The sequence below is a fragment of the Tropicimonas marinistellae genome, from assembly GCF_001509585.1.
In the GTDB taxonomy this organism is placed as follows: domain Bacteria; phylum Pseudomonadota; class Alphaproteobacteria; order Rhodobacterales; family Rhodobacteraceae; genus Tropicimonas; species Tropicimonas marinistellae.
This window is the reverse complement of the sequence record NZ_LNCI01000004.1, coordinates 20,639-43,475: the sequence shown is the minus strand read 5'-3', so window position 1 is coordinate 43,475 and position 22,837 is coordinate 20,639. Positions and strand designations below refer to the sequence as shown.

Annotated in this window: 17 protein-coding genes and 2 pseudogenes; 9 read left to right on the top strand and 10 right to left on the bottom strand. The window is 59.5% G+C overall.

Going from position 1 to position 22,837, the window contains the following annotated elements:
* Nucleotides 1–403: 403 nt before the first annotated feature.
* A complete protein-coding gene (locus ARC39_RS09085) occupies nucleotides 404–2,011 on the top strand; it encodes an alkaline phosphatase family protein (RefSeq protein WP_201455736.1) in 1,608 nt (535 codons plus the stop codon).
* 86 nt (nucleotides 2,012–2,097) lie between these two features.
* A pseudogene (locus tag ARC39_RS26175) lies at nucleotides 2,098–2,403 on the top strand (IS5/IS1182 family transposase); the annotation flags it as partial.
* 157 nt (nucleotides 2,404–2,560) lie between these two features.
* On the opposite strand, the gene ARC39_RS09080 reads toward ARC39_RS26175, so the two are convergent.
* The 6 genes from ARC39_RS09080 to ARC39_RS09055 all read right to left on the bottom strand — a co-directional run bounded on the left by ARC39_RS09080 (nucleotide 2,561) and on the right by ARC39_RS09055 (nucleotide 12,924).
* Complete coding sequence (locus ARC39_RS09080) at nucleotides 2,561–3,088, bottom strand: hypothetical protein (protein ID WP_068113372.1); 528 nt, start codon at nucleotides 3,086–3,088, stop codon at nucleotides 2,561–2,563.
* Between the two features lie 87 nt (nucleotides 3,089–3,175).
* Entirely contained in the window at nucleotides 3,176–5,077 is a 1,902-nt protein-coding gene (locus ARC39_RS09075) for a DUF3604 domain-containing protein (RefSeq protein ID WP_068113369.1), read from the bottom strand.
* Between the two features lie 72 nt (nucleotides 5,078–5,149).
* Nucleotides 5,150–6,610 (bottom strand): sulfatase-like hydrolase/transferase, encoded by a 1,461-nt coding sequence (locus tag ARC39_RS09070; RefSeq protein WP_068113366.1) that lies wholly within the window; start codon nucleotides 6,608–6,610, stop codon nucleotides 5,150–5,152.
* Between the two features lie 85 nt (nucleotides 6,611–6,695).
* Nucleotides 6,696–8,267, bottom strand: a complete 1,572-nt coding sequence (locus ARC39_RS09065) for a DUF1214 domain-containing protein (protein ID WP_068113363.1) — start codon at nucleotides 8,265–8,267, stop codon at nucleotides 6,696–6,698.
* Between the two features lie 112 nt (nucleotides 8,268–8,379).
* Nucleotides 8,380–10,737 carry an arylsulfatase gene (locus ARC39_RS09060; RefSeq protein ID WP_068113360.1) on the bottom strand — a complete coding sequence of 786 codons (2,358 nt, stop codon included), beginning with the start codon at nucleotides 10,735–10,737 and terminating at the stop codon, nucleotides 8,380–8,382.
* 267 nt (nucleotides 10,738–11,004) lie between these two features.
* Complete coding sequence (locus ARC39_RS09055; RefSeq protein WP_068113357.1) at nucleotides 11,005–12,924, bottom strand: DUF3604 domain-containing protein; 1,920 nt, start codon at nucleotides 12,922–12,924, stop codon at nucleotides 11,005–11,007.
* A 195-nt stretch (nucleotides 12,925–13,119) separates the two neighbouring features.
* Between ARC39_RS09055 and ARC39_RS09050 the strand changes: the two genes are divergently transcribed.
* Nucleotides 13,120–14,073 (top strand): helix-turn-helix domain-containing protein, encoded by a 954-nt coding sequence (locus ARC39_RS09050; RefSeq protein WP_068113355.1) that lies wholly within the window; start codon nucleotides 13,120–13,122, stop codon nucleotides 14,071–14,073.
* A 51-nt stretch (nucleotides 14,074–14,124) separates the two neighbouring features.
* Here the strand turns inward: ARC39_RS09050 and ARC39_RS09045 are convergent.
* The 3 genes and pseudogenes from ARC39_RS09045 to ARC39_RS09035 all read right to left on the bottom strand — a co-directional run.
* A pseudogene (locus ARC39_RS09045) lies at nucleotides 14,125–14,358 on the bottom strand (DUF1269 domain-containing protein); the annotation flags it as partial.
* 73 nt (nucleotides 14,359–14,431) lie between these two features.
* Nucleotides 14,432–15,253: a hypothetical protein gene (locus ARC39_RS09040; RefSeq protein WP_236545183.1), complete on the bottom strand. Its 822-nt coding sequence runs from the start codon at nucleotides 15,251–15,253 to the stop codon at nucleotides 14,432–14,434.
* 108 nt (nucleotides 15,254–15,361) lie between these two features.
* Nucleotides 15,362–16,915 carry an arylsulfatase gene (locus ARC39_RS09035; protein ID WP_236545181.1) on the bottom strand — a complete coding sequence of 518 codons (1,554 nt, stop codon included), beginning with the start codon at nucleotides 16,913–16,915 and terminating at the stop codon, nucleotides 15,362–15,364.
* A gap of 212 nt (nucleotides 16,916–17,127) precedes the next feature.
* Between ARC39_RS09035 and ARC39_RS09030 the strand changes: the two genes are divergently transcribed.
* Both ARC39_RS09030 and ARC39_RS09025 read left to right on the top strand, forming a co-directional pair.
* Nucleotides 17,128–18,093, top strand: coding sequence for a helix-turn-helix domain-containing protein (locus tag ARC39_RS09030; RefSeq protein ID WP_068113348.1), 966 nt, complete (start codon nucleotides 17,128–17,130; stop codon nucleotides 18,091–18,093).
* On the top strand, nucleotides 18,090–18,938 hold the full coding sequence (locus ARC39_RS09025) for a YihY/virulence factor BrkB family protein (protein WP_068113345.1): 849 nt from the start codon (nucleotides 18,090–18,092) through the stop codon (nucleotides 18,936–18,938). Before ARC39_RS09030 ends, ARC39_RS09025 begins: the two co-directional genes overlap by 4 nt.
* 134 nt (nucleotides 18,939–19,072) lie before the next feature.
* Here the strand turns inward: ARC39_RS09025 and ARC39_RS09020 are convergent, their stop codons facing one another.
* Nucleotides 19,073–19,504, bottom strand: coding sequence for an AI-2E family transporter (locus ARC39_RS09020; protein ID WP_201455734.1), 432 nt, complete (start codon nucleotides 19,502–19,504; stop codon nucleotides 19,073–19,075).
* Between the two features lie 159 nt (nucleotides 19,505–19,663).
* On the opposite strand from ARC39_RS09020, the gene ARC39_RS09015 reads away from it, so the two are divergent.
* From ARC39_RS09015 to ARC39_RS09000, 4 genes are all read left to right on the top strand, one after another.
* Nucleotides 19,664–19,954 carry a hypothetical protein gene (locus ARC39_RS09015; protein WP_068113340.1) on the top strand — a complete coding sequence of 97 codons (291 nt, stop codon included), beginning with the start codon at nucleotides 19,664–19,666 and terminating at the stop codon, nucleotides 19,952–19,954.
* A gap of 12 nt (nucleotides 19,955–19,966) precedes the next feature.
* Nucleotides 19,967–20,464: a hypothetical protein gene (locus ARC39_RS09010; protein WP_068113338.1), complete on the top strand. Its 498-nt coding sequence runs from the start codon at nucleotides 19,967–19,969 to the stop codon at nucleotides 20,462–20,464.
* 178 nt (nucleotides 20,465–20,642) lie between these two features.
* Nucleotides 20,643–21,500, top strand: a complete 858-nt coding sequence (locus ARC39_RS09005) for a hypothetical protein (protein ID WP_068113335.1) — start codon at nucleotides 20,643–20,645, stop codon at nucleotides 21,498–21,500.
* Nucleotides 21,501–21,547: 47 nt separating this feature from the next.
* The gene (locus ARC39_RS09000) at nucleotides 21,548–22,687 is read left to right on the top strand and encodes a mechanosensitive ion channel family protein (RefSeq protein ID WP_068113332.1); all 1,140 of its coding nucleotides are present in this window, start codon (nucleotides 21,548–21,550) and stop codon (nucleotides 22,685–22,687) included.
* Nucleotides 22,688–22,837 lie beyond the last annotated feature (150 nt).

Here is a 22,837-nt window from a genome sequence, read left to right as displayed (position 1 = left end):
TGACACGTCATACAACGCCAGCACTTCGTGGCACCCATGCCTCAATCAAGGTGCCGGACGCAATTCTGTAGCTTTGGCAAGTCCGGTGCTTGAGAGCCGGTCGGAACGATACAGCCGTATCCACATGACCTTGCAATCCCCATATATGCCGCGGCGATGGGACTGACCCGGGCCGTTCGTTCCCCGAGTCTGGCGAAGCATCGCGAAACGGGGAGGCATCGGCGTTAGTCACACGGTTGCGCTCCGATGTCTTGCCCGGGTCCAATTGATCGTTGCATGGTTGGTGCTCGACGTTTCGATTTGAGGGGGAAGTGATTTGGCAGGTCTGACCAGAACCGGAGCGCTGGTTCTCATTGCAATGAGCCTGGTTCCCGTTGCTGGTTTTGCTCAGGAGAAACCCCGTTTGATCCTCCAGATCACCGTGGACCAGTTGCGCGGTGACATGCCCGCCCGGCACCGGAGCCAGTTTGGAGAAGGCGGTTTCCGTTACCTGATGGAAGCGGGGATCCACTACACGAACGCGCACCATACGCACGCGAACACAGAGACCATCGTTGGGCACACGACGCTCGCAACCGGCGCCAATCCGGCGGCGCACGGAATGGTCGGCAATCTCTGGTACGACCGGTCGAGTGGTCGGACTGTCTACAACATCGAGGACCCTGACTTCTCTATCCTCACCAGTGGCGCAGATGTGGACGACGAAACAGAGATCGACCCGACCCAGAGAGCGGCAAAGACGGACGGACGCTCCCCGCGCGCGATCCTGACTTCGACATTCGGTGACGAGTTGGCGGTCAATACCGCGGGAGCCGCCAAGGTCTTCGGGGTGTCGATCAAGGACCGGGGGGCTGTCGCCATGGCAGGACATGCCGGGAAGGCCTTCTGGTTCTCCAAGTCCGCCGGCGAGTTCGTAACCAGCAACTACTACTACGATGCCTATCCTTCATGGGTCGACGAATGGAACGCTAGGCGGCTTCCCTTCAGCTATGCCGGCCAGTCCTGGGAGCTGTTGAACCCGGTCGAGACCTATCTCTTCGGCAATGACAACGACCAGGGCTACAAGCCGGATTTTGCTGGCTTCGGGAGTACCTTTCCGCACCCGATGGGCGCGGCGGACGGTCGGTATTTCACGACCTTCCTGACACTCAGCCCGTTCGGCGACCAGATGACGGCGGATTTCGCCAAGACCCTCATTGACGCCGAGGGGCTTGGGGATGACGACGTGACCGACTTCCTCGCCGTCAGTTTCTCCGTAACCGACTACATTGGGCATTTCTTCGGACCGTCGAGCCTGGAGGCGGAGGACAACCTTCTTCACCTCGACCGAACCCTGGCCGACCTGCTCAGCTTCGTTGATGCGGAAGTCGGCCTGGAGCACACGCTTGTCGTGCTATCTTCCGATCACGGGGCGCCCGATGCGCCCGGCCACCTACGCGCGCTCGGTATGCCGGGTGGGTATGTGACGCCGGACCAGTGGAACACGGCTGCGGCCGTGCAGCGGATCAAGGAACGTTTCGGGCTGAGTGGTGATCTGTTCGTGGGTTACGACCACCCTTACCTGAACCTGAGCGACGCGGTTCGAAACAATCCCGAACTCGACCGGGTTGCGCTGGAAACCGCAATTGCCGACGAACTCGTTTCCTTCGAGGGTGTGGCCTATGCAGTGCCAAGCGCGCGTCTGCGAGAAGGTTCCTTGCCCGACAACGCACTGACGCGAGCGGTGCTGAACAACTACCACCCTGACCGTTCGGGAGACATCTACCTCGTCTTCCAGCCGGAGTGGTTCATCAACGACATGGACGGGTTGTCCGTGACCGTGACCCATGGGTCGCCCTGGCGGTATGACACCTTCGTTCCGATCATGTTTGCGGGGCACGGGGTGAAGCCCCGACAAGTCGCGCGGCGGGTTCACACCGTCGACGTGGCTATGACCCTATCTGCCGTGGCCGAGACCCGGCCTCCTTCTGGAGCCGCGGGAGACGTTCTGCTCGAGGTTCTGGGGCAATGAGACCGCGCCGCTCAGGTTGCGTCGAGGTGACGGGGAGGCAGGTGGGCTTGACCGACAGTCGGATCGCTTCTTCCAAGACGGCGTGAGACACGCGCAGATACCACCCAGCCATCATCGCGCGAAACGCATAGGCGGAACATTCCAGTACGCACGAAAGGACGATTGTGGAAGGAGGATGAACTTGCCGCCAAAGCTCGAAACTGAATCCGGCAAGTCTCGCAGCGCTTCGGCAGACCACTCCGGTAGCAATAGAGCGGGTATCACGTCCGAAGTCGCGTTGAGGTGAGGATGGGAAGTCTCAAGACATTCGGCGAGAAAATCATGGCCGGAGACCCGACAGGCAACCCGGCGAAATCCACACTCGCAACGTTCTCATGCACCGGTTCTCAGCCGCGGAACGGCTGCAATCGACTGTAACGAATGACCCCGCAGGGAAAAGGGCAGTGCACTCGCGGGACGAGTGGTACCACAAAGCCGCCGCAAGCTCCCCTCTACAACAAATGGGTCGTACCCTCGTCTTGAGGATACGACAAAGTCGCCGTTTCGAGATCAGCCGCCAACTTCCAAATTGCATTTACGAGCAGCTTCGATCGCCTTCATCGTTCCGTCGAGGCTCACGATCCACGCATACGTATCCTCGGGAAAGACGACCATTTCGTACTGCTTCATTATATCTTCGACGAAGTTCGGATTGTTGGTCAGCACATACCCACCCATGTACCCGTCAGCGAGGTTTTTCGTTTTCTGACGGGATTCACCAGAGTAGAGGTTGTCACCCAAGGAAATGACGATGGGTTCTTTCCTGCCCTCGAGGTCGACGTTCTTGGTGAAAACGCCCAGATAGCCGAACTCGTGGTCCTTGGTTAGTCCCATCTGAATGACATTGGCGTTCTCGTCCATCTTCTCAATGAGGCAAGAGTTGCGCCCCTCATCGACGAGGATGTTCCATCCGGATTCCTCGCCCCAAGCCCGAAACGTCGAGTCAGATGACGGGAGCACTTCGTCGGACGCAAATACTGCGTGACTTGCCACAATACCGATGATTGCCGTTGCAGCGAGGCGTGTGAACTTTTTCATTTGTTTCTCCCTTAACTGAATGCTGACCATGATTGGTCGGATTTGTGGTTGCGGCACGGGTCGTGTCGCGCCGCAACCGACCACTTCTTAGTCTTCGGGCGTGTACCAGACCGGAGAGGTATAGGCCCGATCTTGCAGTTGCATGGCAGTGCCTTCCGGCATCTCGACGCCGAAGAACTTGGCGTCATAGGCCGTCCACCGTGGGGTCGGGATCTCGATGACGCGGACGTAATAAAATGCCTTTTGCTTCGGATCGAATTCTGGATCGATCCAATGCGCTGTCAGAAGCGGTTCACCAATCGTGTTGGTGTATGAGGCATCCGCAACGTCAACCGTGTTGCCGACATCGCCATCGCAGGCATCGTCGACGATGGCCCGCTCACCGCAGGCCACGTCGAAGATCTTTTCATGCGTGTTGCCATCGTCATCGAGCCAGCCCTTTACGATCTGGACACGATCGAGGTTTGCCCCGTCCGGATCGCGCAGAGCGCGGATCATCAGCGTCGGTGCGCCGCCGTCCGGAGCGTTTTTGAGGTCTCCGCCCATCGGTACACCGCGGGCATATCCGTTTCGTGCAAAATCAGGGCGCACCACTTCATCCGCCTTGAAATCCCACCCGGCGAACAGGCGGACCAACAGCCGCGTTCCGGTGGTCGCGTATGTCTCCTTGCCCGCCATAGCATCCCAGATCGATTCCCGGGTGTTTTCGCGCGCCCAGACCGCGGCAAGGCCGGAAGCACCCACGTCGGCCTCCATCACCGACAGCGCCGGATCGGGCGCATCGATGAGCGCGTGCTGGGCCCGGTCCGGTGACGGTTCGACGAACGAAGCCTTGGAAAAGTTGCTTTCCTCGCGCGTAGTCGGAAGCGCTGTGTGGTTGTCGGATGAGCCGATCATCCCGAACTTAAACGGATTCACGCCCAGTTCCGATTCCACGCTCAAGCCTACCTTGAGCGCTTCGCGGGCATACTCGCGCGGCAGCATCTCCGGTGTCTTCGCCTGCTGGCCATTCAGATTGCCCGCATCGAGCGTTTCGAAATCGGCGAAAGCGTCGTCGGGCGACAGAAGCGGGTGCGCTTCGCCGTCCCCCTTCTGCTGGGTGACTTCGGCCAGGGGCTCCCAGCGGATCCGCTTGGCCGCGTAATCCGCGTCAATGGCCTCGCCCGACAATTGTGGCCCGTCCAGCGTTTCCAGTGCGAACATCAACCCGTTGGAGAGGTTCCCGTTATGCGGAATTGCCAGAACCTGTCCGCCGGTCCTTTCCTCGTAGTCGGCCATGTAATCCCAAAGGTCTTCGGGGTTCGTGGAATCGTACTGCGAAAACGGCAGAACCTGCGATGTACGGTCCTTGCCATCACGGAAGATGACCACCCGGTGCATGTTGTTGCCACCGGGGTGAGACGTCCATTCGAAGCCGTGGAAAGTGGTAAAGGTGCCGGGCTGGTAATACTTGTCGGCATTGCTCGTCGCGCCATCCCAAGCCGAGGAGAGGATTTTCGGCTCATCGATTAGGTCGGTGTCATTCGCGCGCAGCCATTCGAGGAAAGCTTCATGCCCGTTCCCCGCCTTGACCATGTCGTGCCATCTCTTGCCGGTCTCATTGGCAAGGATCAGCGGATCGGACCGGCGGATGAAATCCGCAACGCCGAGGTTCTCGGCATGGTCGGCCATGACGATGAAATCCAGGGGGCGGATGAGCTTGACCCTCCAGCCGAGGTGACTGGTCACTTCTTCGCCGCGTGACACCCTGTAGCCGGCATCCTGATCGAGCGTGCCGCCTGCCAATCCGGAGTCCGTGGACCAGGACGAATGCAGGTGAGTGTCTCCGAACAGAACGCGATTTGGGAAGTGATCGTCCGCGTAAGGTGAATACTCGGCCTTGGGCACGGCCACGTCTTCCACAGATGGCAGGACATCCTGCGCAGCAGTAACTGTGCCGAAGCCGGTTGCAGCAACAAGCGCCAATACTCTCGAGTTTAGCCCTTTCATTTTTTCCTCCGTGTAAAGGACTTGCGAGTGGCACTTTGTCGGATCAGCGCCCGCAGGGCGTGACGCAATATGCTATCGGAAGTCGGTCATGTTCGGCGCAGGGGGATTGGGGTACTCCTCCAGCGTCGTGAGATAGGTTGCGATCGATTGCATGTAGGCAGGCAGCGTCCAGCCGGCGCCGGCGTGGGCGAGGTTTACCCGCTCCTTTGGATCGGACTCGATATTGTAGATCTGCGGGAAGCCAGCCGTCTCCAGCATCATCCCCATGTATCCGCCCTCGGCCGGGTTCGTGTTCGACGTCGTGATCTCGACCGGGTACATCCGGAATTGCTTCCAGCGGACCGCAACGATCCGGTCTCCAATAAAGGTGATCAGGCTGTCGCGTGCAGAGGTTTCGGATTGCCCCAGCAGGAACGCGCTCTGATCTACGCCGTCGATTGGCCGGTCATCGGGCAAATCGGCGCCGATCAGTTTCGCAAGCGTTGGAAAGAAATCGTGGATGGCGAACATCTCGTTCGAATCGCGCGGTGTGATAGCCTCTGGCCAGCGGATCATGCCGGCGGTCCGGATAGAGCCTTCATAGGCGTCACCCAACTCGCCGCGAAACGGCCCGTTGTCGCCCTGATGCACCTCGTCGACAGTGGTCGCGGTCACTGTCGCGCCATTGTCGGAGATCCAGATGACGATGGTATTGTCCCGGATGCCCGCCCTCTCGATTGCACCGAGCACCTCGCCCGTTCGGTGATCCAACTCGACGACGGAATCTCCGTACTTCCCGGCGCCAGAGCTACCAACGAATTCCGCCGAAGTGTCATTCGGAAAATGCGGTCGGGTCCAGCCGATCATGAGGAAGAAGGGGTCATCCCTCTGCGCCAGTTCGGCGATATAGGCTGAGGCGACTGCGGCAATGTCGGCCTCAATCTGCTTGCGGTAGTCGAAATCATAGGGCCGCACATAGGAAGGCTCGCCGGGGCCGCGCGCTTCGATAATCCTTGCTCCAAAAGCCTCGGCCGCCTCATCCGACATGCCAAGCGCTTTGACGTTCGTGCTGTAGACCGAGGAGTCGCTGGTGCCCTTGAAGCCGACAAGCCACTGGTCGAAACCCTGGTTCTGCGGCTGGCTGACTGGTTCAGGGCCAAGGTGCCACTTGCCGACATAGGTCGTGTTGTAGCCGACCGATTTGAACAGCTCGCCCAGCGTGACATCATCGTCCTGTAGTCCGCCGCCCGCACCCGGCGTGATGACAAGCGACATGCTGTTGCGGATGGAATACTGCCCGGTCTGCAAAGCCGCACGCGACGGCGTGCAGCCCGGTTCCACGAGAAATTGCGTGAGCTTCAGCCCTTCGGTTGCAAGTTGGTCGATATTGGGCGTGACCATCCCACCCCGCGTGCCGCTGTTATAGGTGCTGAGATCGCCGAAGCCGAGATTGTCGGCCAGCATGAGCACGACATTGGGCCGGTCCTGAGCCTGAACGGCAGGCGCCAACAGTGCAAACGCGACAGTTGCAAGCGTTCGAAACCTGGCTCTCATCTGATCTCCTTTCGCGTTTGGGGGGCACAAAGCGGCTGGGCGATCTGGGTGGCCCACATCGTCGGCCACCCAACGCCGGTCGGACCTACTTGGTCCACTCGTCGAAGGTTTCCACCCGATGGATATTCGGAAGCTGGAACGTGCCATCATAGAACTCGGCATGCGCCCCATAGGCGCGGATATAAGGAAACCAGCCCCGGCCCGGCAGGGTGCGGACATAGTTGCTTTCCCAGCCTTCCGGGGCGGCATCAGGCCCGAGCATCACCACGAAGGAACCGTCATCGTTCATCTTCGGCTTGTGTTCGAGACTGTCGATGGTCACGTCATCGCCTGATTCCAGACCGCGATTGTCCAGAAGAACGCGCGTGTCCGGATCGTAGATCGTCAGTGACCAGAATAGGTCGGTCTTCGGTTCACGATCGAACTTCATCACGTACCGCTCTTCACCCTTGAGCCGCTCTCCGTCCGAATCCTCGAATTTTGCGACATAGCCTTGCGCCTTGCCCGGGCGGGGAACCGTCATGGATGGAGATGTGAGTTGCGCCTCATAGGTGTAGCGCGCACGGGGATCGAAGATATCAAAGTTCTGGGTACTCTGATCATATTTCATACCATCGCCCCATGCGCCGCCGAGCACATAGCGCCAATCATACTCCCGTAGCACGCCGGGCAACCGTTCGCTGAAGACGAACGATTTCGCCATCATCTCTCCGACCTTCGAACCGTCCAGCAGGGCATTGGTCTGCTGTTCATTGGGCTCAAATGGCTTGCCACGCTCGATGCCGAGAGTGCGCAGCCAATACATGAAAAGGCGGTCGCGTTCGGCGAGGTTCTCGTTGTTGATCGCGGCGTGTAGCACCTTCCAGAACGCCAGGCCACGCGGCTGGATCGTCGGCAGGAACATGTCCTGGCCCGGATGAACTGTGGTGCTCGGCTCGTCCCCGTAGCGATACATCTGGATCTGGTTCCACGTCGACTGAACGGTTTCGACATCCGCCCCGGCCACACGCGCCAGAACGACGGCCCGATCCGTTCCGATCTCGTGGACCTGGAAATCATCGCCAAGTTTCTTCTGGTCGGGCCGCATGTTCTGCGGCGTGTTGGGCCCGACGATGACGTGCTTGCCGCCCTTGCCCTCGAACGGCCCAAAGATGCCAATGTCGGTTGGGGATTCCTGCCACATGTCGATGACCATGCCGATGACGATGCCCGGCGGGACGTCGAGTACGGTGGCGGCACCGCTGGTGTTGAGCAGACCCAGGGCATAATTCGTGGTTTCGTTCGCGGTAAGGTACCCGCGACGCTCGTTGAATGACTCGATCCTCACGAAATCGCCGTACTCGAAGTCGAAATTGTTGAAGTAGTTCTGGGCAAGCCGTTCCTGTGCCACGATCGGCAACGCCCAGAGGTAGAGCTGTGCGGCGCGCTGATGGTCGATCAGTTCATAAATGCGCGCGGCTGTCTCCTCGGTGGGAAAGCTGTGCTCCAGCTCGAAATCCCCGAAAAAGGTCTCGACCGTTCCTGTCAGCGGCATCGCCGCCGCGAAGTCGTCGTCACTCTGAATGTCCTGCAGGCGGATTTCTTCGGCGATTGCCGTCGTTCCAAGGCAGAACAAGCCTGCAATTGCGGTTGAAAAAGCGAAACGTGGTGTTTTCATGGAATGCTGTCCTGTTGGATTTGTGTTGCCGCAGGGCTCCTTGAAAGAGCACCCGGGATGGTCGAGACCGACGGCAGGCGTGCGCGCCCACCGGCCAGCGGCCCCGCCGCTGTCAGGTGCCGAGATCAAGCTTGACCTCGATCCTTTCCAGCTTGCCCGGGAAGTCGAACGGGACGTGGTAGTCTTCGCTCACCGGTTCGCCCGCGTCGGATCCGACATCGAAGGTCTCATCCAGCGAGATGCGGTAGCCCATTGTCCGCTCGACCCGGCCCTCGCCGACCAGAACGTCATCGACAAACAATTTGCCGTTGCCGCCAAGCCCCGCACCGCCGCCGTCGTACTCGAACTCGTATCGAATGACGTGCTTGCCCGGGGCAAGGGCCTCGCCTTCGATGTTGTACCGCTCAAGATTGGCGACGTTGTATGTGTAGACCGGCTTGCCACCCAGAACGTAGAGCGCCCAGCCACCGAAGCGGCCACCTTGCGTGACGAGCATCCCGTCCGTGTCCCCTTTGCCGATCTCCACATGGGCGGTGATCGTGTGCGACTTGTTTTTGAAGTCGGGCGCGGTGCCTTCTGGGATCCGGGTCATGTTGTCGTAATAGGTGAACTCGGACCGCCCCTCCGTCAGGCTGGGACGCAGAGACACGTCAAGACGCGTGACCTTGTCATTGTCGATCGGCAGGACGTTGTACTTCGCCGCCTCGCCGTAGAAGAGAAGCTGAAGTTCCTTCAGTTTCTCCGGGTTCTCCGCAGCGAGGTCGATCGACTGGGAGAAGTCCTCGGCAACGTTGTAAAGCTCCCATTCCCAGTCATTGATCACGTCGCTCTTCTTGGTGACACTGATCCATGGCGCTTCCGGCGGCGTGGTGGTGGCAACCCAGCCGTCGCTGTAAATCGCCCGGTTGCCCATCATCTCGAAATACTGGGTGCGGCGCGTCGAGGGGGCGTCCGGATCATCGAACGCGTACATCATGCTTGTGCCCTCGATCGGCGACTGCGCGACGCCATTGATCGAGGTCGGCGCCGGCAGGCCAACAGCTTCGAGGATCGTCGGCATGATATCGATGACATGGTGGAACTGGTCCCGCACCTCGCCCTTCGCCTCGATCCCGGCCGGCCAGCGGATGATCATCCCGTTGCGCGTGCCGCCGAAATGGCTGGCGATCTGCTTGGTCCACTGGAACGGAGTGTTCATCGCGTGGGCCCAGGCGGATGGGAAATGGCCGAAAGTGTTCGGGCCGCCCAGCTCGTCCATCCGGGCGTAGGTGTCCTCGAAAGGCACCATGATGTTGTTGAAGAAGGTCATCTCGTTCAGCAACCCGTCCGGGCTGCCCTCGGCACTCGCGCCGTTGTCACCCATCAGGTAGATGATCAACGTGTTGTCCATCTCGCCGGTTTCCTCGATGGCATCGAGAATGCGGTTGATCTGGTGGTCCATATGCGACAGCGCGCCGGCATAGACCTCCATCATCCGGGCGTAGAGTTCCTTCTGTTGATCGTTGAGCGTGTCCCACGCTCGGAGCTGTTCCGGGCGCGGCGTCAACTTCGTGCCTTCCGGAATGATGCCTTTTTCGAGCATATTCGCGTGGATCTGTTCGCGCATGGCGTCCCAGCCCATGTCGAACTGACCTTCGAACTTTTCGATCCATTCCTTGGGGGCGTGGTGTGGCGCGTGCGAGGTTCCGGGCGCGTAGTAGACGAAGAAGGGCTTCTCCGGTGCCAGCGCGTGTTGTTCCCGAATATAATTGATCGCGCGATCCGCCATGTCCTCGTCGAGATGATAATCCTCGGTATTGGGCGGCTCGATCGGCTTGGTGCCATCGAAAATCGCCGGTGTGAACTGACTGGTGTCGCCACCGATGAACCCGAAGAACTGCTCAAACCCGAGACCGGTTGGCCAGAGATCGAATGGTCCGGCCTGGCTGGACTGCCAGTCTGGAACGTTATGGTTCTTGCCGTACCAGGCAGTGTTGTAGCCGTTGCCCTTCAGGATTTCTGCAATCGTGCCGTTTTCTTTCGGCATTAGCGAGTTGTAGCCTGGGAACCCGGTGCCGATCTCCATGATTACGCCGGTGGCGTTGGAATGGTGGTTGCGGCCCGAAATCAGTGCCGCGCGGGTCGGAGAACAGAGCGCGGTCGTGTGCATCCGGGTGAACATGAGCCCGTCCTCTGCCAGCCGGTCATAGGCCACCGTGGGAACCGGCCCGCCAAATGCGGTCGGAGCGGCGAAGCCGACATCGTCGGGCATGATCAGAAGGATGTTCGGCGCGCCTTCCGGAGCTGTTACCTGGCGTGGAAAATCGAGCGCGGATTCCGCGGTACGCAGCCCGATATGCCCTTCAAACTGCGTCATCGGGATCGGCAGGACCGAACGGTCCCAGCTATCTTCATTGCTCTGCTGTGAAAAAACGGGCTCTGCCCCGGCGAGTGTCAGGCAGGCGAGCGCCGCAAGAACCGCGTTATTCATCGAAATCTCCCCGGGGCGATTCACATCTCGAAATGCGTTTCAAGGGGGAGCGTTCGTTGCGCGGACCGGCCCATATCTTGTTGAATCGTTCTCCCCTTCGAAAATGTTCCTTCGGGGCGCCGATCAATGCACCTCTTTTCATTATCCCAAATATGCAATCTGCGATGCTCGACATGGCGGGTCGAGACCAGTGCATCCTTTGTGTTCCAAAGGAAAAGGGGGCGCTGAGCGCCCCCTGCATTCGAGCAAACACGGCTCAGGACGAATTCAACCGGGTGTGTACCAGATCGGCGAAGTGTAGGCGCGGTCTTGCAGGATCATCGGGACCTCCGGGTCCATTTCGACGCCATAATAGGCGGCATCATGTGCCTGCCAGGTTGGCTTGGGGATCTCAAGCACGCGGATGTAGTAGAAAGCATGCTGCGCCGGGTTGAAGTCCGGATCGGCCCAGACTGCATTCAGCATCGGATCGCCAATGGTGTTGGTATAGGTGGCATTCGCCACATCCACCGTGTTCCCGACATCGCCATCACAGGCGTGATCGACGATTGCTCGACCGTCGGAGCAGGCCACGTCAAAGACCTTCTCGCTGGTTGTGCCATCCGCGTTCATCCACCCCTTCACGATCTGTACGCGGTCGAGGTTGGCATTGTCCGGGTCGCGCAGGGTCCGGATCATCAGGGTTGGCACCTTGCCATCCGGCGCGTCGGAGAGGTCACCTCCCATCGGCACGCCAGCTGCATATCCGCGCTCGGCGAAGTCCGGGCGTTCGACCTCGTCCGCCTCGAAATCCCATCCACCGAAGACCCGCACAGTGATGCGTGAACCGGTGGTTGCATAGACCTCCTTGCGGTTTATCGCGTCGAAGATGGCCTCGCGTGTGTTTTCGCGGGACCAGACGCCGGTCAGACCGGAGGCAAGCGTTTCCCAGTTGTAGTAGTCGGTCCCTTCCAATTCGCCCTTCATGAAAATGTGGCTCCATCGCGCTGCATCGGGCTCAGCGGGAGGGTTCTTTCCGAAGAAATTGTCCTCGCGAGTCGTCGCAAGCGACGTGTGGGTATCTGTCGAGCCGATCATACCGAATTTGAACGGGTTTGCGCCGATGCTGGCCTGATGCTGAAGACCGAGGCGCAAGGCCGGGCGCGCATATTGATGCGGTATCATTTCCGGGGTGATACGGTTTCGTCCGCCAAGGTCGCCCTTGTCCCAAGTGCCAAAATCGGCCCAGGCATCGTCTGGCGAGACGACAGGGTGCGTCTCGCCGTCGCCCTTGATTTGGGTCACCTCGTAGATGGGCTCGAAGCGCATCCGCTTCTCCGAGTAGGCGACGTCGATTGGCTCGCCGTTGTTGCGGGTTTCCGGGAACATCAGACCCGTGCCCCAGTTCCCGTTATGCGCCGCTGCGAGAATTCGGCCGCCCGAGCTCGTTTCGTATCCGTCCATCCAGTCCCACAAAGCTTCGGGGTCGTCCGAGTCGAACGCGCTGAAGGGCACGGAACTGCGGGCGCGGTCGGCGCCATCGCGGTACATGACGACCCGGTGCAGGTTGTTGCCGCCTGCGGTCGAAGACCATTCGAACCCGATGAAAGCCGAGAAAACACCCGGTTCATTGTATTGGTCGGCAAAGGCGGTGGTCTTGTCCCATGCCGTACGTTGGATGTTCGGGTTCTCGACAAGGTTGTTCGACTTGGTGATCGAGTCCACCACCTCGTAGAAGGCCTGCATGCCTTCATCCGGGTTTCCGCTCTGGCGCATGTCGTACCAGCGCTTCGTTACCCGGTCTTCCAGAATGGCCGGGTCACCGACAGCCAGCATATCTGCGAGACCAAAATACTCGGCGTGGTCGGCCATGACCAGCCAGTCCAGCGGACGGTGCAGCTTCACCCGGCTGCCCGTGCTCGAGGTGAGTTCCTCGCCGCGCGCAAAACGATAGGCATGGCCGGGGTTGAGCACATTTCCGAAGAACCCGGCATCCACCGAATAAGAGGTGTGCATATGCGTGTCGCCCCAGAACACGTCTGTCGGCATATGCTGATCGACGAAGGGTGAGTAATCCGGTTGGTTCACGGCGACGTCTGCCGAAGCAAGAGTCCCGCCGCCAAGGCCTTCGCCATGATCCTGTGCAACGGCCACTGACGCCAGCAGGATAGCCGTTGCGGAGACACCGCCACGCACTCCGAAAGCCATGCTGATTTCCTCTCTGCCATTTCCCAAGGGATGTCTCGCGCTTGGCCGAAACCGCGGAAATTATCCCCGTCCAAGACGATTTGGCTCTGTTCCGGCCGTGTTGGCACGAGAATTCGATATCCGAAAACTGCAATCCTGTGGTTTGAACGGCGTGCTCCTGTATCATTTTTGTCGCGCGGAACGGGAGAGGCGTGGATGTCGGACGCGAGCCAAGTGCACAGCGAGTCCTTTTGGACGAACGAGTTCGAGGAGCTTCAGGAGGCATCGGCGGACTGGGACCAAGAGTACTCCCGAATGGCTCCGGGGCCGTTCGAGGGTCGCATAGACCTGACCCGGGTCGGATCGCGGCAAATCTTTCGCGAACGCTGGAACCGGAAGTTCGCCTATCGCGGTACCACCCCGTCGGACAGTTTCGCAGTTGCCTTGCCTGTGCATCAATCGGCTCCGATGAACTGGGTGGGGGCAAGGACCTGTGAGGACACGGTCATCGTTCAGGCACCGGGCCAAGAAGCAGACCTTGTGTCGCCCGAGGAGCTTGACTTGATCATTTTAGCCGTCCCTGAGGAGGAATATCACAGGCTCGTTTCAGCGATGTCGAGCCGGGAAGAGCGGGACGACCCCAGCCACAGTTTCGTTTCCCTTGCGCCTAATGTGGCAGCATCGCTCCGAAGGGAGAGCCTGGAGTTTCTTTGCTATTCACGAGAAGCGCAGCCAAAAGATTTGGACCAGATCGCGATTTTCTCAGAACAACTCGTGAAGCGGTTCATTTGGGAGGTCGAAACGGCCAAAGGCGAGCAAGACGTTGCGAGTTGCACGAACGGATATTCCGAGATTGTAAAAAAAGCGACCGGTCTGGTTATGTCGCAGCCCAATGATTCAATCGGTCTAACCGAGATCTGTAACCAACTCGACCTGAGCCTTCGTACCCTGCATTACGCCTTCGAGGACGTCACGGGAATGTCTCCGGCAACATGGCTGCGCCGGCACCGGCTTAACAACGTCCACAAAACCCTGATAAAAGCATCGCCCGACGAAACGCTGGTGAAGTCGGTCGCCATCGACAATGGCTTCGTCCACCTTGGTCATTTCGCAAAGCAGTATCAGAGGCTTTTTGGCTGCACGCCGTCGCAGACTTTGCAAGCCTCTTGAGGTCAAACCAGCAGCGGACACGCTGGGCACCAAACCTTCCTGCAGTGACGCTCAGAGGCGTTTGAGCGCTTCGTTGATCTTCTCAACCACCTCATCCGGCAGGTCGGATTTGATAACTTCGCCCTCGAAGGACGAGAGCTTTTCTAGAACCAGATCGAGATTGTCGCTGCCCCCGGTCTGAAACAGGATGGCTTGGCCCACTAGGAGTGATTGCGCCATTTTCTCCATCAACTCGTCGGAAATGCCCTCGTCCATGAACGGGCCGACCGCTGCACCGCCAGTTGTGCCAGCGAGCGCCCTGGCTCACGACCCGAACACCGTTTGCCGGGGCGGTTACCTCGCAGTTGGAAGCTCCCGGTCAGCGGAACTGCAGGTTGATCGCGGCATAGATCTGGAATTCGGGTTGCCCGTCGCCCCGGTGCGCGATGGACCATTGCGGCTCGACAAAGAAATTCGCCGTTGTCTTGCCGTTTTGCACCACCTTTCCCAAGCGAAGCCCCAAGGGGACATTGTAATCATCGGTTGAGAAATCATACGTCCAGACCGGTGCTCCGCCAGTGTACCAGCCATTGCCCAATTGGTAGAAACCGAAGGGTTGGAAGGCGCCAAGGTTCGGCCGGGTCCGGCCCTCTGGCGTATCGCCGACACCGGCGCGATAGATCAGAAGGTAGCCATACTGGAACTTCGGCGAACGCCCGTCGAAATAAACATTGGCCACGCCAAGTTGCCACTGATCGGCGCCCAGACGATCATCGCTTGCTGTTGGCGCGACGACCTGCGGACCAAAGCCGAAACTGATGCCGGGAGGCGTGTCGAACTGGTAAGCCAGGAAAGCGTCGAAATCCCCGACACCGCTGACCCGGTCAAAGCCGGCGTCTACCGGGAAGCTGTTATGGGGCAGAGACGCCCGCAGCAGCCAACTGGTGTTCCCGAAGCTGAGAGGCTGTGCGTATCGCAACACCACCTGGTTGCCATCCACATCGTCGGGTAGCCCCGTAAAACGGCCTATGTAGTAGTTCTGGATGTTGAACGCCGTGACGTTCGCCAACGGGTTGTTCGCGTCCGCGGCGGAACTAGAAGCCTGTTGCTCCTGCGCGAGTGCCGGCGAGGCAATTATCCCAAGGAGCAACATGCCGACACGGCTCCAGGTCTTGTAGAAGGGCGTTCGTGATCGTTGCATGGTGCCGTCTCCTGAAAGGGGCACCTCCAGTCCGTCACAGACTGGAAGCGGAAAGAACAATCCGGCGCGCGGGCCCGGGCAGGCCCCGCGCCGCCGGTCTATGACCGGTCAGTGGTTTCCGGCGGTGGCGCGGATGGTTTCCATCACGTCACCGAGCGTCCAGCTCTCGGGCTCCTGCCGCGGCGGAAACTCTTGGAAGGTCGCCAGTTTCTCCTGGATGAAGGCCATTGCTGGCTGCATCACGAACATTCGTTCGACATTCCACCGGTGCAGGCCGATGGCGATATCCGCGTCAAGCTCGAACGGGTTCGAGCGCAGGTTGAAGATCTTGGGGAAACGCAGCTCCACCAGCGGGTAGCGCCATACACTGACGCCCTCGGTCAACTGCTCGGCAAAGACGATCTTGAACTGGTTGTAGCGCAGGTTCATCAGGTCGCCCCCGTCGGAGAAATAGAAGAACTCGTTGCGCGGCGGCTCGTCCATCTCGCCCTTGAAGCGCTTGTAGAAGCTGTAGCCGTCCAGGTAGACCGCTGTGTTATCCCCGCCGAAGACGGGCCCTTCCCGCATCCGTTCCTTGAGATCGGCATCGCCCAGACCCTCGGCAATTGTCGGGAACCAGTCCTTGTGGCTGATAATGTCGTTCGAGATCGAGCCCGGCTCGATCACGCCCGGCCATTTGACCAGCAGCGGCACGCGGAAACCGCCCTCCCAGTTCGAGTTCTTCTCGCTGCGGAAGGGGGCCGTGCCACCATCGGGCCAGCCGAATTTCTCCACGCCGTTGTCGGTGGTGTAGATGACGATCGTGTTGTCCGCCACGCCAAGCTCGTCGAGCTTGCCGAGGATCTGACCGACATGGCCGTCATGTTCCACCATTCCATCTGGATAGAGTCCAAGACCGGTCACGCCGTCGCTCTCGGGTTTCAGATGTGTCCAGACATGCATCCGCGAGGTGTTGAACCAGGTGAAAAACGGAGTCTCCTGTTCGACCGCGCGATCCATGAAGTCGAGCGCTGCCGCGAGGAATTCTTCGTCAACGGTCTCCATCCGTTTGCGGCTGAGCGGGCCGGTGTCCTGGATGTCACCATCGGCCGAGGCCTTGATCACGCCGCGCGGGCCGAACTGCTGCCGGAAGGCAGGATCCTTTGGGTAGTCCGGGTTCTCTGGTTCTTCCTCGGCGTTCAGGTGATAGAGATTTCCGAAGAACTCGTCGAAGCCGTGGTTCGTGGGCAGGTGCTCGTCGCGGTCGCCGAAATGGTTCTTCCCGAATTGGCCGGTCACGTATCCCTTCGATTTGAGGTACTCAGCCAATGTCGGATCCTCGGGGCGCATGCCAAGCTCGGCGCCGGGCAGGCCGACCTTCGTCAAGCCAGTGCGTACGGGCAATTGTCCGGTGATGAAGGCGGCCCGGCCAGCTGTACACGACTGCTCGCCATAGGCATCGGTAAATGCCATCCCTTCATCGGCGATCCGGTCGATATTGGGGGTCCGATACCCCATCATCCCCATGTTGTATTTCGAGATATTCCAGTAGCCGATGTCGTCGCCCATGATGACAAGCACATTCGGCATCTCCTGCGCCTGAACCGTCGCCGCCAGACCGCTGGCGGCAATGCATCCTGCCAGCACGGCGCGCAGATTTCGAAGATGGCCATGCAATTTCACGATCTCTGTCCCCCGTTTTCGTGTGAATTCCGCAGTTCCGAAAAGCCGCTTCTCTCACTGTGAACGGGGCGCCGCCGAAGCGTCCAACCAAACCGATATCCGATTCCTGCAAAGGCACGACGATGCGCCGCTCGCGGTCGCATTGCTCTCCACAGGTTTTGATCGATCGCGATTCTCGCTTAGGTTGAGACGGCAAAGGGGAGGGGAGCGGGGTGGTAAACGCCGTCGGCAAGGTCATTTCCAACGATTTCGACCAACTGCGAGAGTCCCTCGCGGGCTGGGATCACCACTACGATCAGATCGCCCCCGGCGCGTTTCACGGCGAAACAACGGTGGGACAGTTCGACCGCTTGCAGGCCAGCCGTGTGCAATGGGGCAACCGGATCCGATATCGAGGCCGAACCCCGCCGGACAGTTACGCGGTTGCGCTGACCCTCGACAAGCGTGGGAACGGACAGTGGCTCGGAGAGAAAGTCGGCCTCGATGACCTGTTGCTCCAGCAGCCGGATAGGGAGGCAGAGTTCATTGCACCGCGTGCCTGGGATGCCTTTGTGCTCAGCATCCCGGAAGAGCGCTTTCTGAGGATCCATTCCGCGCTTTCTGGCAAGGATGGTCCCGGACCCGGCGGTCTTCACGGGCTTGCCCGGCTGGGCCCCAAACGCGTTGCCACGCTTCAGGAACAGGCAGGGGTTTATTGCGACATGCTCGAAGCGGCCTGCTCAAAACACCCGACCGAAGACGATCTAGAAACTCTGCGCAACGTGGTCGAACAGATCGAGCGCTTCGTCGTCTATTCCATCCTTGTGCATCGTGGAGGAGAAGTCGCACCGCCGAACTTCCGCCGCGAGCGGTCCATCGTCCGGGATGCAGAAGCCATTATCCGGTCGCGTCCGAACGAAGCCGTCGGCATCGTCGAGCTTTGCGAGGTGCTGGAAATCGGCGAGCGCACGCTTCACTATGCCTTTCAGCGCGCGGTGGGCTGTTCGCCGGCCGCCTGGTTGCGCACCATACGCCTAAATCGTGTCCGGCGAGCGTTACGGACCTCCGACCCGTATGGCGGTTTGATAAAGTCGGTCGCCATCAAGAACGGCTTCTTCCATCTCGGGCGCTTCTCCGCGACCTATAAAAGGCAATTCGGCGAACTTCCTTCCGAGACACTCGGCACCAAAGCGGCGTGACCCACTATATTCTCGCCTTGCGCAATGCCTGGTTGCGGTTTGACACGGAGTTCGGCTGGTCTCGGTCGAGTCATGTCGCACTTTCCATGATGCTGGCGCTCTTTCCTTTCTGCATCTTCTCCCTGTCGTTGGCCGGTATGTTGAGCGCGGATTTGGAGATAGAAGCGCTTACGGAGTTCGTCTTCGGCTCGTGGCCAGATACAATTGCCGGCCCGGTTGTCCGCGAAATGGAAGCGGTCCTCGGGGACAGCAACCTGCGAACACTGACATTTGGAGGTCTCCTGGCGACATATTTCGCCTCCAACGGTGTCGATGCCGTGCGCCTTGCCATCACCTCAGCCTATCGCGAGGAAGACCCGCGGCCGGTCTGGCGCACGCGATCGCTCTGCCTGATTTTCGTTCTCGGTGGCAGCGTGATTATCTGCGTCGCCGGGGCGCTCTCAGTTGCGGTGCCGATCTATCTTCAACTGGTTTCAGGTCCGAACTCGTCCTTCCTGCCCGGCTTCGTCACCAACGAATCCCTGCGGACTGCCCTGAGCACAGGAGTGCTACTTTTCGCCGTCTACGCTGCACATGCCTGGCTGCCCGGTATCCACCGTCCGGCCCGTAGGTTGCTCCCTGGCATCCTACTGACCGTGCTCTTGTGGAGTATCGCGGGAGCCGCATTCGGCGTCTACTTCCGCCACTTCGCCACCTATAGCGTCACCTATGCCGGCCTCTCAGGCATCATGGGGGCGTTGGTATTCCTCTACCTGATGTCGGCAATCTTCATTTTCGGGGCAGAGTTCAACGGACAGTTGATGCGACAGAACTCGGGAGATCGATCCGTAGATGTGCCGAAGTGAGGCGCGGTGTGCAGGTTTCTCCGTATGTCCGCTCCGCCCGACGTGCCTCTCTTTCCATCTTCAGGCGGCGGAGTTCTTCCAACTCGGCCGTCAACTCGTCATCCAGAAGTTGCGCCTCGCCAGAAAGCTCAGGTTCAGGTTCGGGATCGTCTAAACTCGCATCCTGGGTGTCCGCCTCGAAACCATCTTCCGAAGAACCGTCGCGACTGGTCTTGCGTGCTGTCTCCCACAGCGACAGGAACAGCCCGGCAAAAAAAGGGGCCGAGCACGAGCCCAGACGCGCCGAAGGCGGCAAGCCCACCGAGTTTGGAGATCAGAGTCAGGATTTCGGACAAACCGGAAACGCGCCCCACCCGGATTGGTCTGAGCACATTGTCGATCGTGCCGACCACAACGAAGCCGCAAACCGCCAGTCCGATGGCATGGGCGATCTCACCGTGCGCGAATAGCCACGCGATTCCGCAGAATATGATGAAGAGCGACCCCAGACCGGGGTTGTTCGACAGCACCGCCATGACCTCGTCCCTGAAGGCTGCGCCCTCGCCGCAGAACAATCCACGAAACACTATCCGAATTCTGCAATTCGGGCGCTTCAAGTGTACCGGTACTTGCCCGATGTGCAGACTAGGCTCCATCAAGGTCCGCTGCGCACAGGAATTCTCTTTAGCTCAGCGAAGGCGTTTCGGCACATTTGAACTCAGGTCTACCCAAAAGGAAAAGGAGTTATGGCGACCAAAGCAGAACTCGAAGCGGAGCTCGAAAAACTGCGCGCGGAAATGGCGGCACGTCCCGAGCCAGCGCTGGGTGCAAAGGCTTCGTCAGAACAAACCCGAACCGAGGCCGCGGAAACTGCACTGGACCGTTTCCTGTCTGATCACGATCTGAAAATCGATGACTTCGAGAACTTGCTGAAACGTCTTTCCGAGGAAGTAGGAGGTTTACCGCAGCACAAACCCATTCTCACGGCACTCGGTGCATTTGCTTTAGGTTTTTTCGCCGGGCGGATGTCGAAATAGGGGGAGGAGTTCATGACCAGCGAGATCACTCGGGGCTTGCATCGAAGCGGAAACCGCATTGGCCGGAACGTCACGATAGCCATGCGGGCAGAACGCATCATTGCCCGTCGCCGGCTTGCGGTCCTGCGGAGCCAATCCGGTCTCATGGCGTTTGCGGCACTGATTGCCGGAATTGGCGTGGTCATGCTAAACCTCGGGGCTTTTTTCTGGATCGCGGACTCGCTCGGGAATGCCGCCGCCGGATGTGTGATTGCCCTGGCCAATTTCGTGATCGCTGCACTGCTTGCGATGCAGGCGGCACGCATGTCGGTCGAGAAAGAACTCGAGCCCGTCATCGAGGTCCGCGATCTCGCCGTGGAAGACATCGAGGCCGAAGTGGCGGGAGTGCTTTCGGAAGCGGGCGAGTTGGCCGAGAATGTGCGCCGTATTGCGCGCGACCCGTTTGGAGCGACTCTGCCGAGCCTACTTGCACCGCTATTGTCGGTCCTCCTCAAGTCGCTCCGGAAATAGATCGACATCGTCTACTGCGACGCTGGCCACCCCTGCTTTGCAGGTTTCGGATACAGAATCCGACCGTTGCAGGGAAGTCGGCAGGGGACAGGCCTCGGATTATGGGCAAGCATGATTGCGGAGGCGTTCGACGCTTCCGGAGCAACCATGGTCAAACAGCCTGCGGGGGGAGATTATCATGGACAAATTCATTGCCATCGTCTGCGACGATGAAGCCACGGCCTACAAGGCGACTGAGGCGCTCAAGGATCTGCACCGGAAAGGAGATCTCGTGATCTATGCCCACGGCATCATCACCAAGGATCTCGACGGCGTTGCCGTTTTGAAGAAATCCGAGGATGAAGGGCCGATTGGGACGGCTTTCGGTATGCTCATGGGCGCAATGGTGGGCGTTCTGGCCGGTCCTGCCGCTGTCGCTTCCGGCGCCGCCATTGCCGGCTCAGCGGCTGCTGCATCGGCTGCGACCACCGGCATGGCGCTCGGATCGATGTCGGGTGGCCTTATGGGTATGTATCGCGACCTCTGGGTCTCCGGTATCGATGTTGGTGTTGTCGACATGGTCGCAACCGAACTGACCCCAGGCAAAAGCTGCCTCGTTGCATCGATTGAGGAGGTCTGGACCACCCCTCTTGACGTCAAGGTCAAGGAGTTGGCGGGAACGCTGTATCGCAAACCGCGGATCCATGTCGAGGACGATCAGATCGCAGCAGAGATGACCGAACTCGATCGAGAACTGTCGGAACTCGATGCCGAGATGGAAGCTGCGATGGACGAGATGGCGGACGACATCAACGACAAGATCGATGCCACCCGAGAGAAGATCCAGCAGACCAATGATCGGATCGACAAGCGCATGGACCAGCTCGATGCCGAGCACGAAGCCCGGATCGAGGCGCTAGAGGCGCAGATCACGACTGCAGCGGGCGACGCCAAGGCGAAGTTTGTCAAGCGCAAGTCGGAGTTGATTGCGGATTATCACGAACGCAAGGCAAAGCTTCAGAAAGCATCGCGCCTTGCCGCAGACGCTCTGCTCTGAGGCATGCCGGAGCGGTCCTTTCGGGCCGCTCGGGATTCCTGACAACGATGGACGACAACACCCTGACAGATCTTGCTGTTGGCTTCGCCGCCCCATTCCTCGACTGGCTAGAAAAACTGGACCGGGAACCCGCGCTGATGGCCATTGCGGTCGTCGCGCTCGTCGTCCTGTTTAGAAAGTCACTCGCGACCAGATTGGCGCAGGTGGTGCGCTGGGTGCTCGGCACCCTGTCGATTACGCTGGGGGAGGAGGTCGACTCGGAGATCGAGACCTTCCTTCGCGTCCTGCTCGTAACCGGCAGCCTGCTTTTGGCGCAAGAAGTCGTCGCGCTTCCCGAGTTCGCCGGTGGTGTCGCCCGTCGGTTGCTGATCTCCATTCTTGTCCTGGCAATCTTCGCGGCATGGTACCGGCTGGTCGAACCGATGGTTGCTCTTATCAATCCGCGTAAGATCGGGGTAGCTGCCATAGACACGTCTTGGATAGTTCGGCTCGGACAATTCGTAGTTGTTCTGATGTCAATCACCGCCCTACTCGCCGTTTGGGAGATCGACATTTCCAGCGCATTGACCGGGGTTGGCGTCCTTGGCGCGGGTCTCGCAATTGCGTCGCAGGACTTCATTCGAAACCTCGTCGCCGGCATGAACAACATGAGTGAAAAGCGCTTCGAGACGGGGGACTGGATTGCTGTTGCGGGGATCGTGGAGGGCACGGTCACCCGCGTTGACGTACGCTCGACCACGGTCATGGGGTTCGATCACGTGCCGCACTACGTGCCCAACAGTGAACTGTCGAATGCAATTGTGCTCAACAAGAGTCGCATGGATCACCGGCGGATCTACTGGACAATTGGACTGGTGCTGGACGCCACCGATGCTCAGGTGGAGCAGGTTTGTAACGCGATCCGAGCGCATATGCAGGAAAGCGACGATTTCGTTCATGACGGGAGCTGTCCGCTGATCGTGTGTCCAAAGGGTCTGTCCGAGAATGCGATCGAGATCCTCGCACTGGGATTCACGCAAACCAAAGAATATCAGCCTTTCATTGAGGCTGGCGGGCGCCTCGTCGCAGCAATCCGTCACGCCGTCAACGGGGCCGGAACCGAGCTCGCCTACCCGACGCATACAATCAAGACCGCGGACAGTCTGGATCCGCAGGTTATGAACCGCGAACCTCACCGGTCTGTATGAGATGCGCGACTGCACGGTGGGCGAACTGTCCGAACGATCCTTCCCGGTACGCAAGATGGCGGGACGCGCCGCGAGACAAGGTCAACAAAAAGAAGACCAGGCGCCGAGACAGATGTCTCGGCAAAACACAAATCAACCCTATGATTTATG

Excerpts from the sequence above, each read along its gene's own strand:
- ARC39_RS09080 (WP_068113372.1), bottom strand. The coding sequence starts at position 3,088 with ATGAAAAAGTTCACACGCCTCGCTGCAACGGCAATCATCGGTATTGTG.
- ARC39_RS09075 (WP_068113369.1), bottom strand. The coding sequence starts at position 5,077 with ATGAAAGGGCTAAACTCGAGAGTATTGGCGCTTGTTGCTGCAACCGGC.
- ARC39_RS09070 (WP_068113366.1), bottom strand. The coding sequence starts at position 6,610 with ATGAGAGCCAGGTTTCGAACGCTTGCAACTGTCGCGTTTGCACTGTTG.
- ARC39_RS09065 (WP_068113363.1), bottom strand. The coding sequence starts at position 8,267 with ATGAAAACACCACGTTTCGCTTTTTCAACCGCAATTGCAGGCTTGTTC.
- ARC39_RS09060 (WP_068113360.1), bottom strand. The coding sequence starts at position 10,737 with ATGAATAACGCGGTTCTTGCGGCGCTCGCCTGCCTGACACTCGCCGGG.
- ARC39_RS09055 (WP_068113357.1), bottom strand. The coding sequence starts at position 12,924 with ATGGCTTTCGGAGTGCGTGGCGGTGTCTCCGCAACGGCTATCCTGCTG.
- ARC39_RS09050 (WP_068113355.1), top strand. The coding sequence starts at position 13,120 with ATGTCGGACGCGAGCCAAGTGCACAGCGAGTCCTTTTGGACGAACGAG.
- ARC39_RS09040 (WP_236545183.1), bottom strand. The coding sequence starts at position 15,253 with ATGCAACGATCACGAACGCCCTTCTACAAGACCTGGAGCCGTGTCGGC.
- ARC39_RS09015 (WP_068113340.1), top strand. The coding sequence starts at position 19,664 with ATGGCGACCAAAGCAGAACTCGAAGCGGAGCTCGAAAAACTGCGCGCG.
- ARC39_RS09010 (WP_068113338.1), top strand. The coding sequence starts at position 19,967 with ATGACCAGCGAGATCACTCGGGGCTTGCATCGAAGCGGAAACCGCATT.
- ARC39_RS09005 (WP_068113335.1), top strand. The coding sequence starts at position 20,643 with ATGGACAAATTCATTGCCATCGTCTGCGACGATGAAGCCACGGCCTAC.
- ARC39_RS09000 (WP_068113332.1), top strand. The coding sequence starts at position 21,548 with ATGGACGACAACACCCTGACAGATCTTGCTGTTGGCTTCGCCGCCCCA.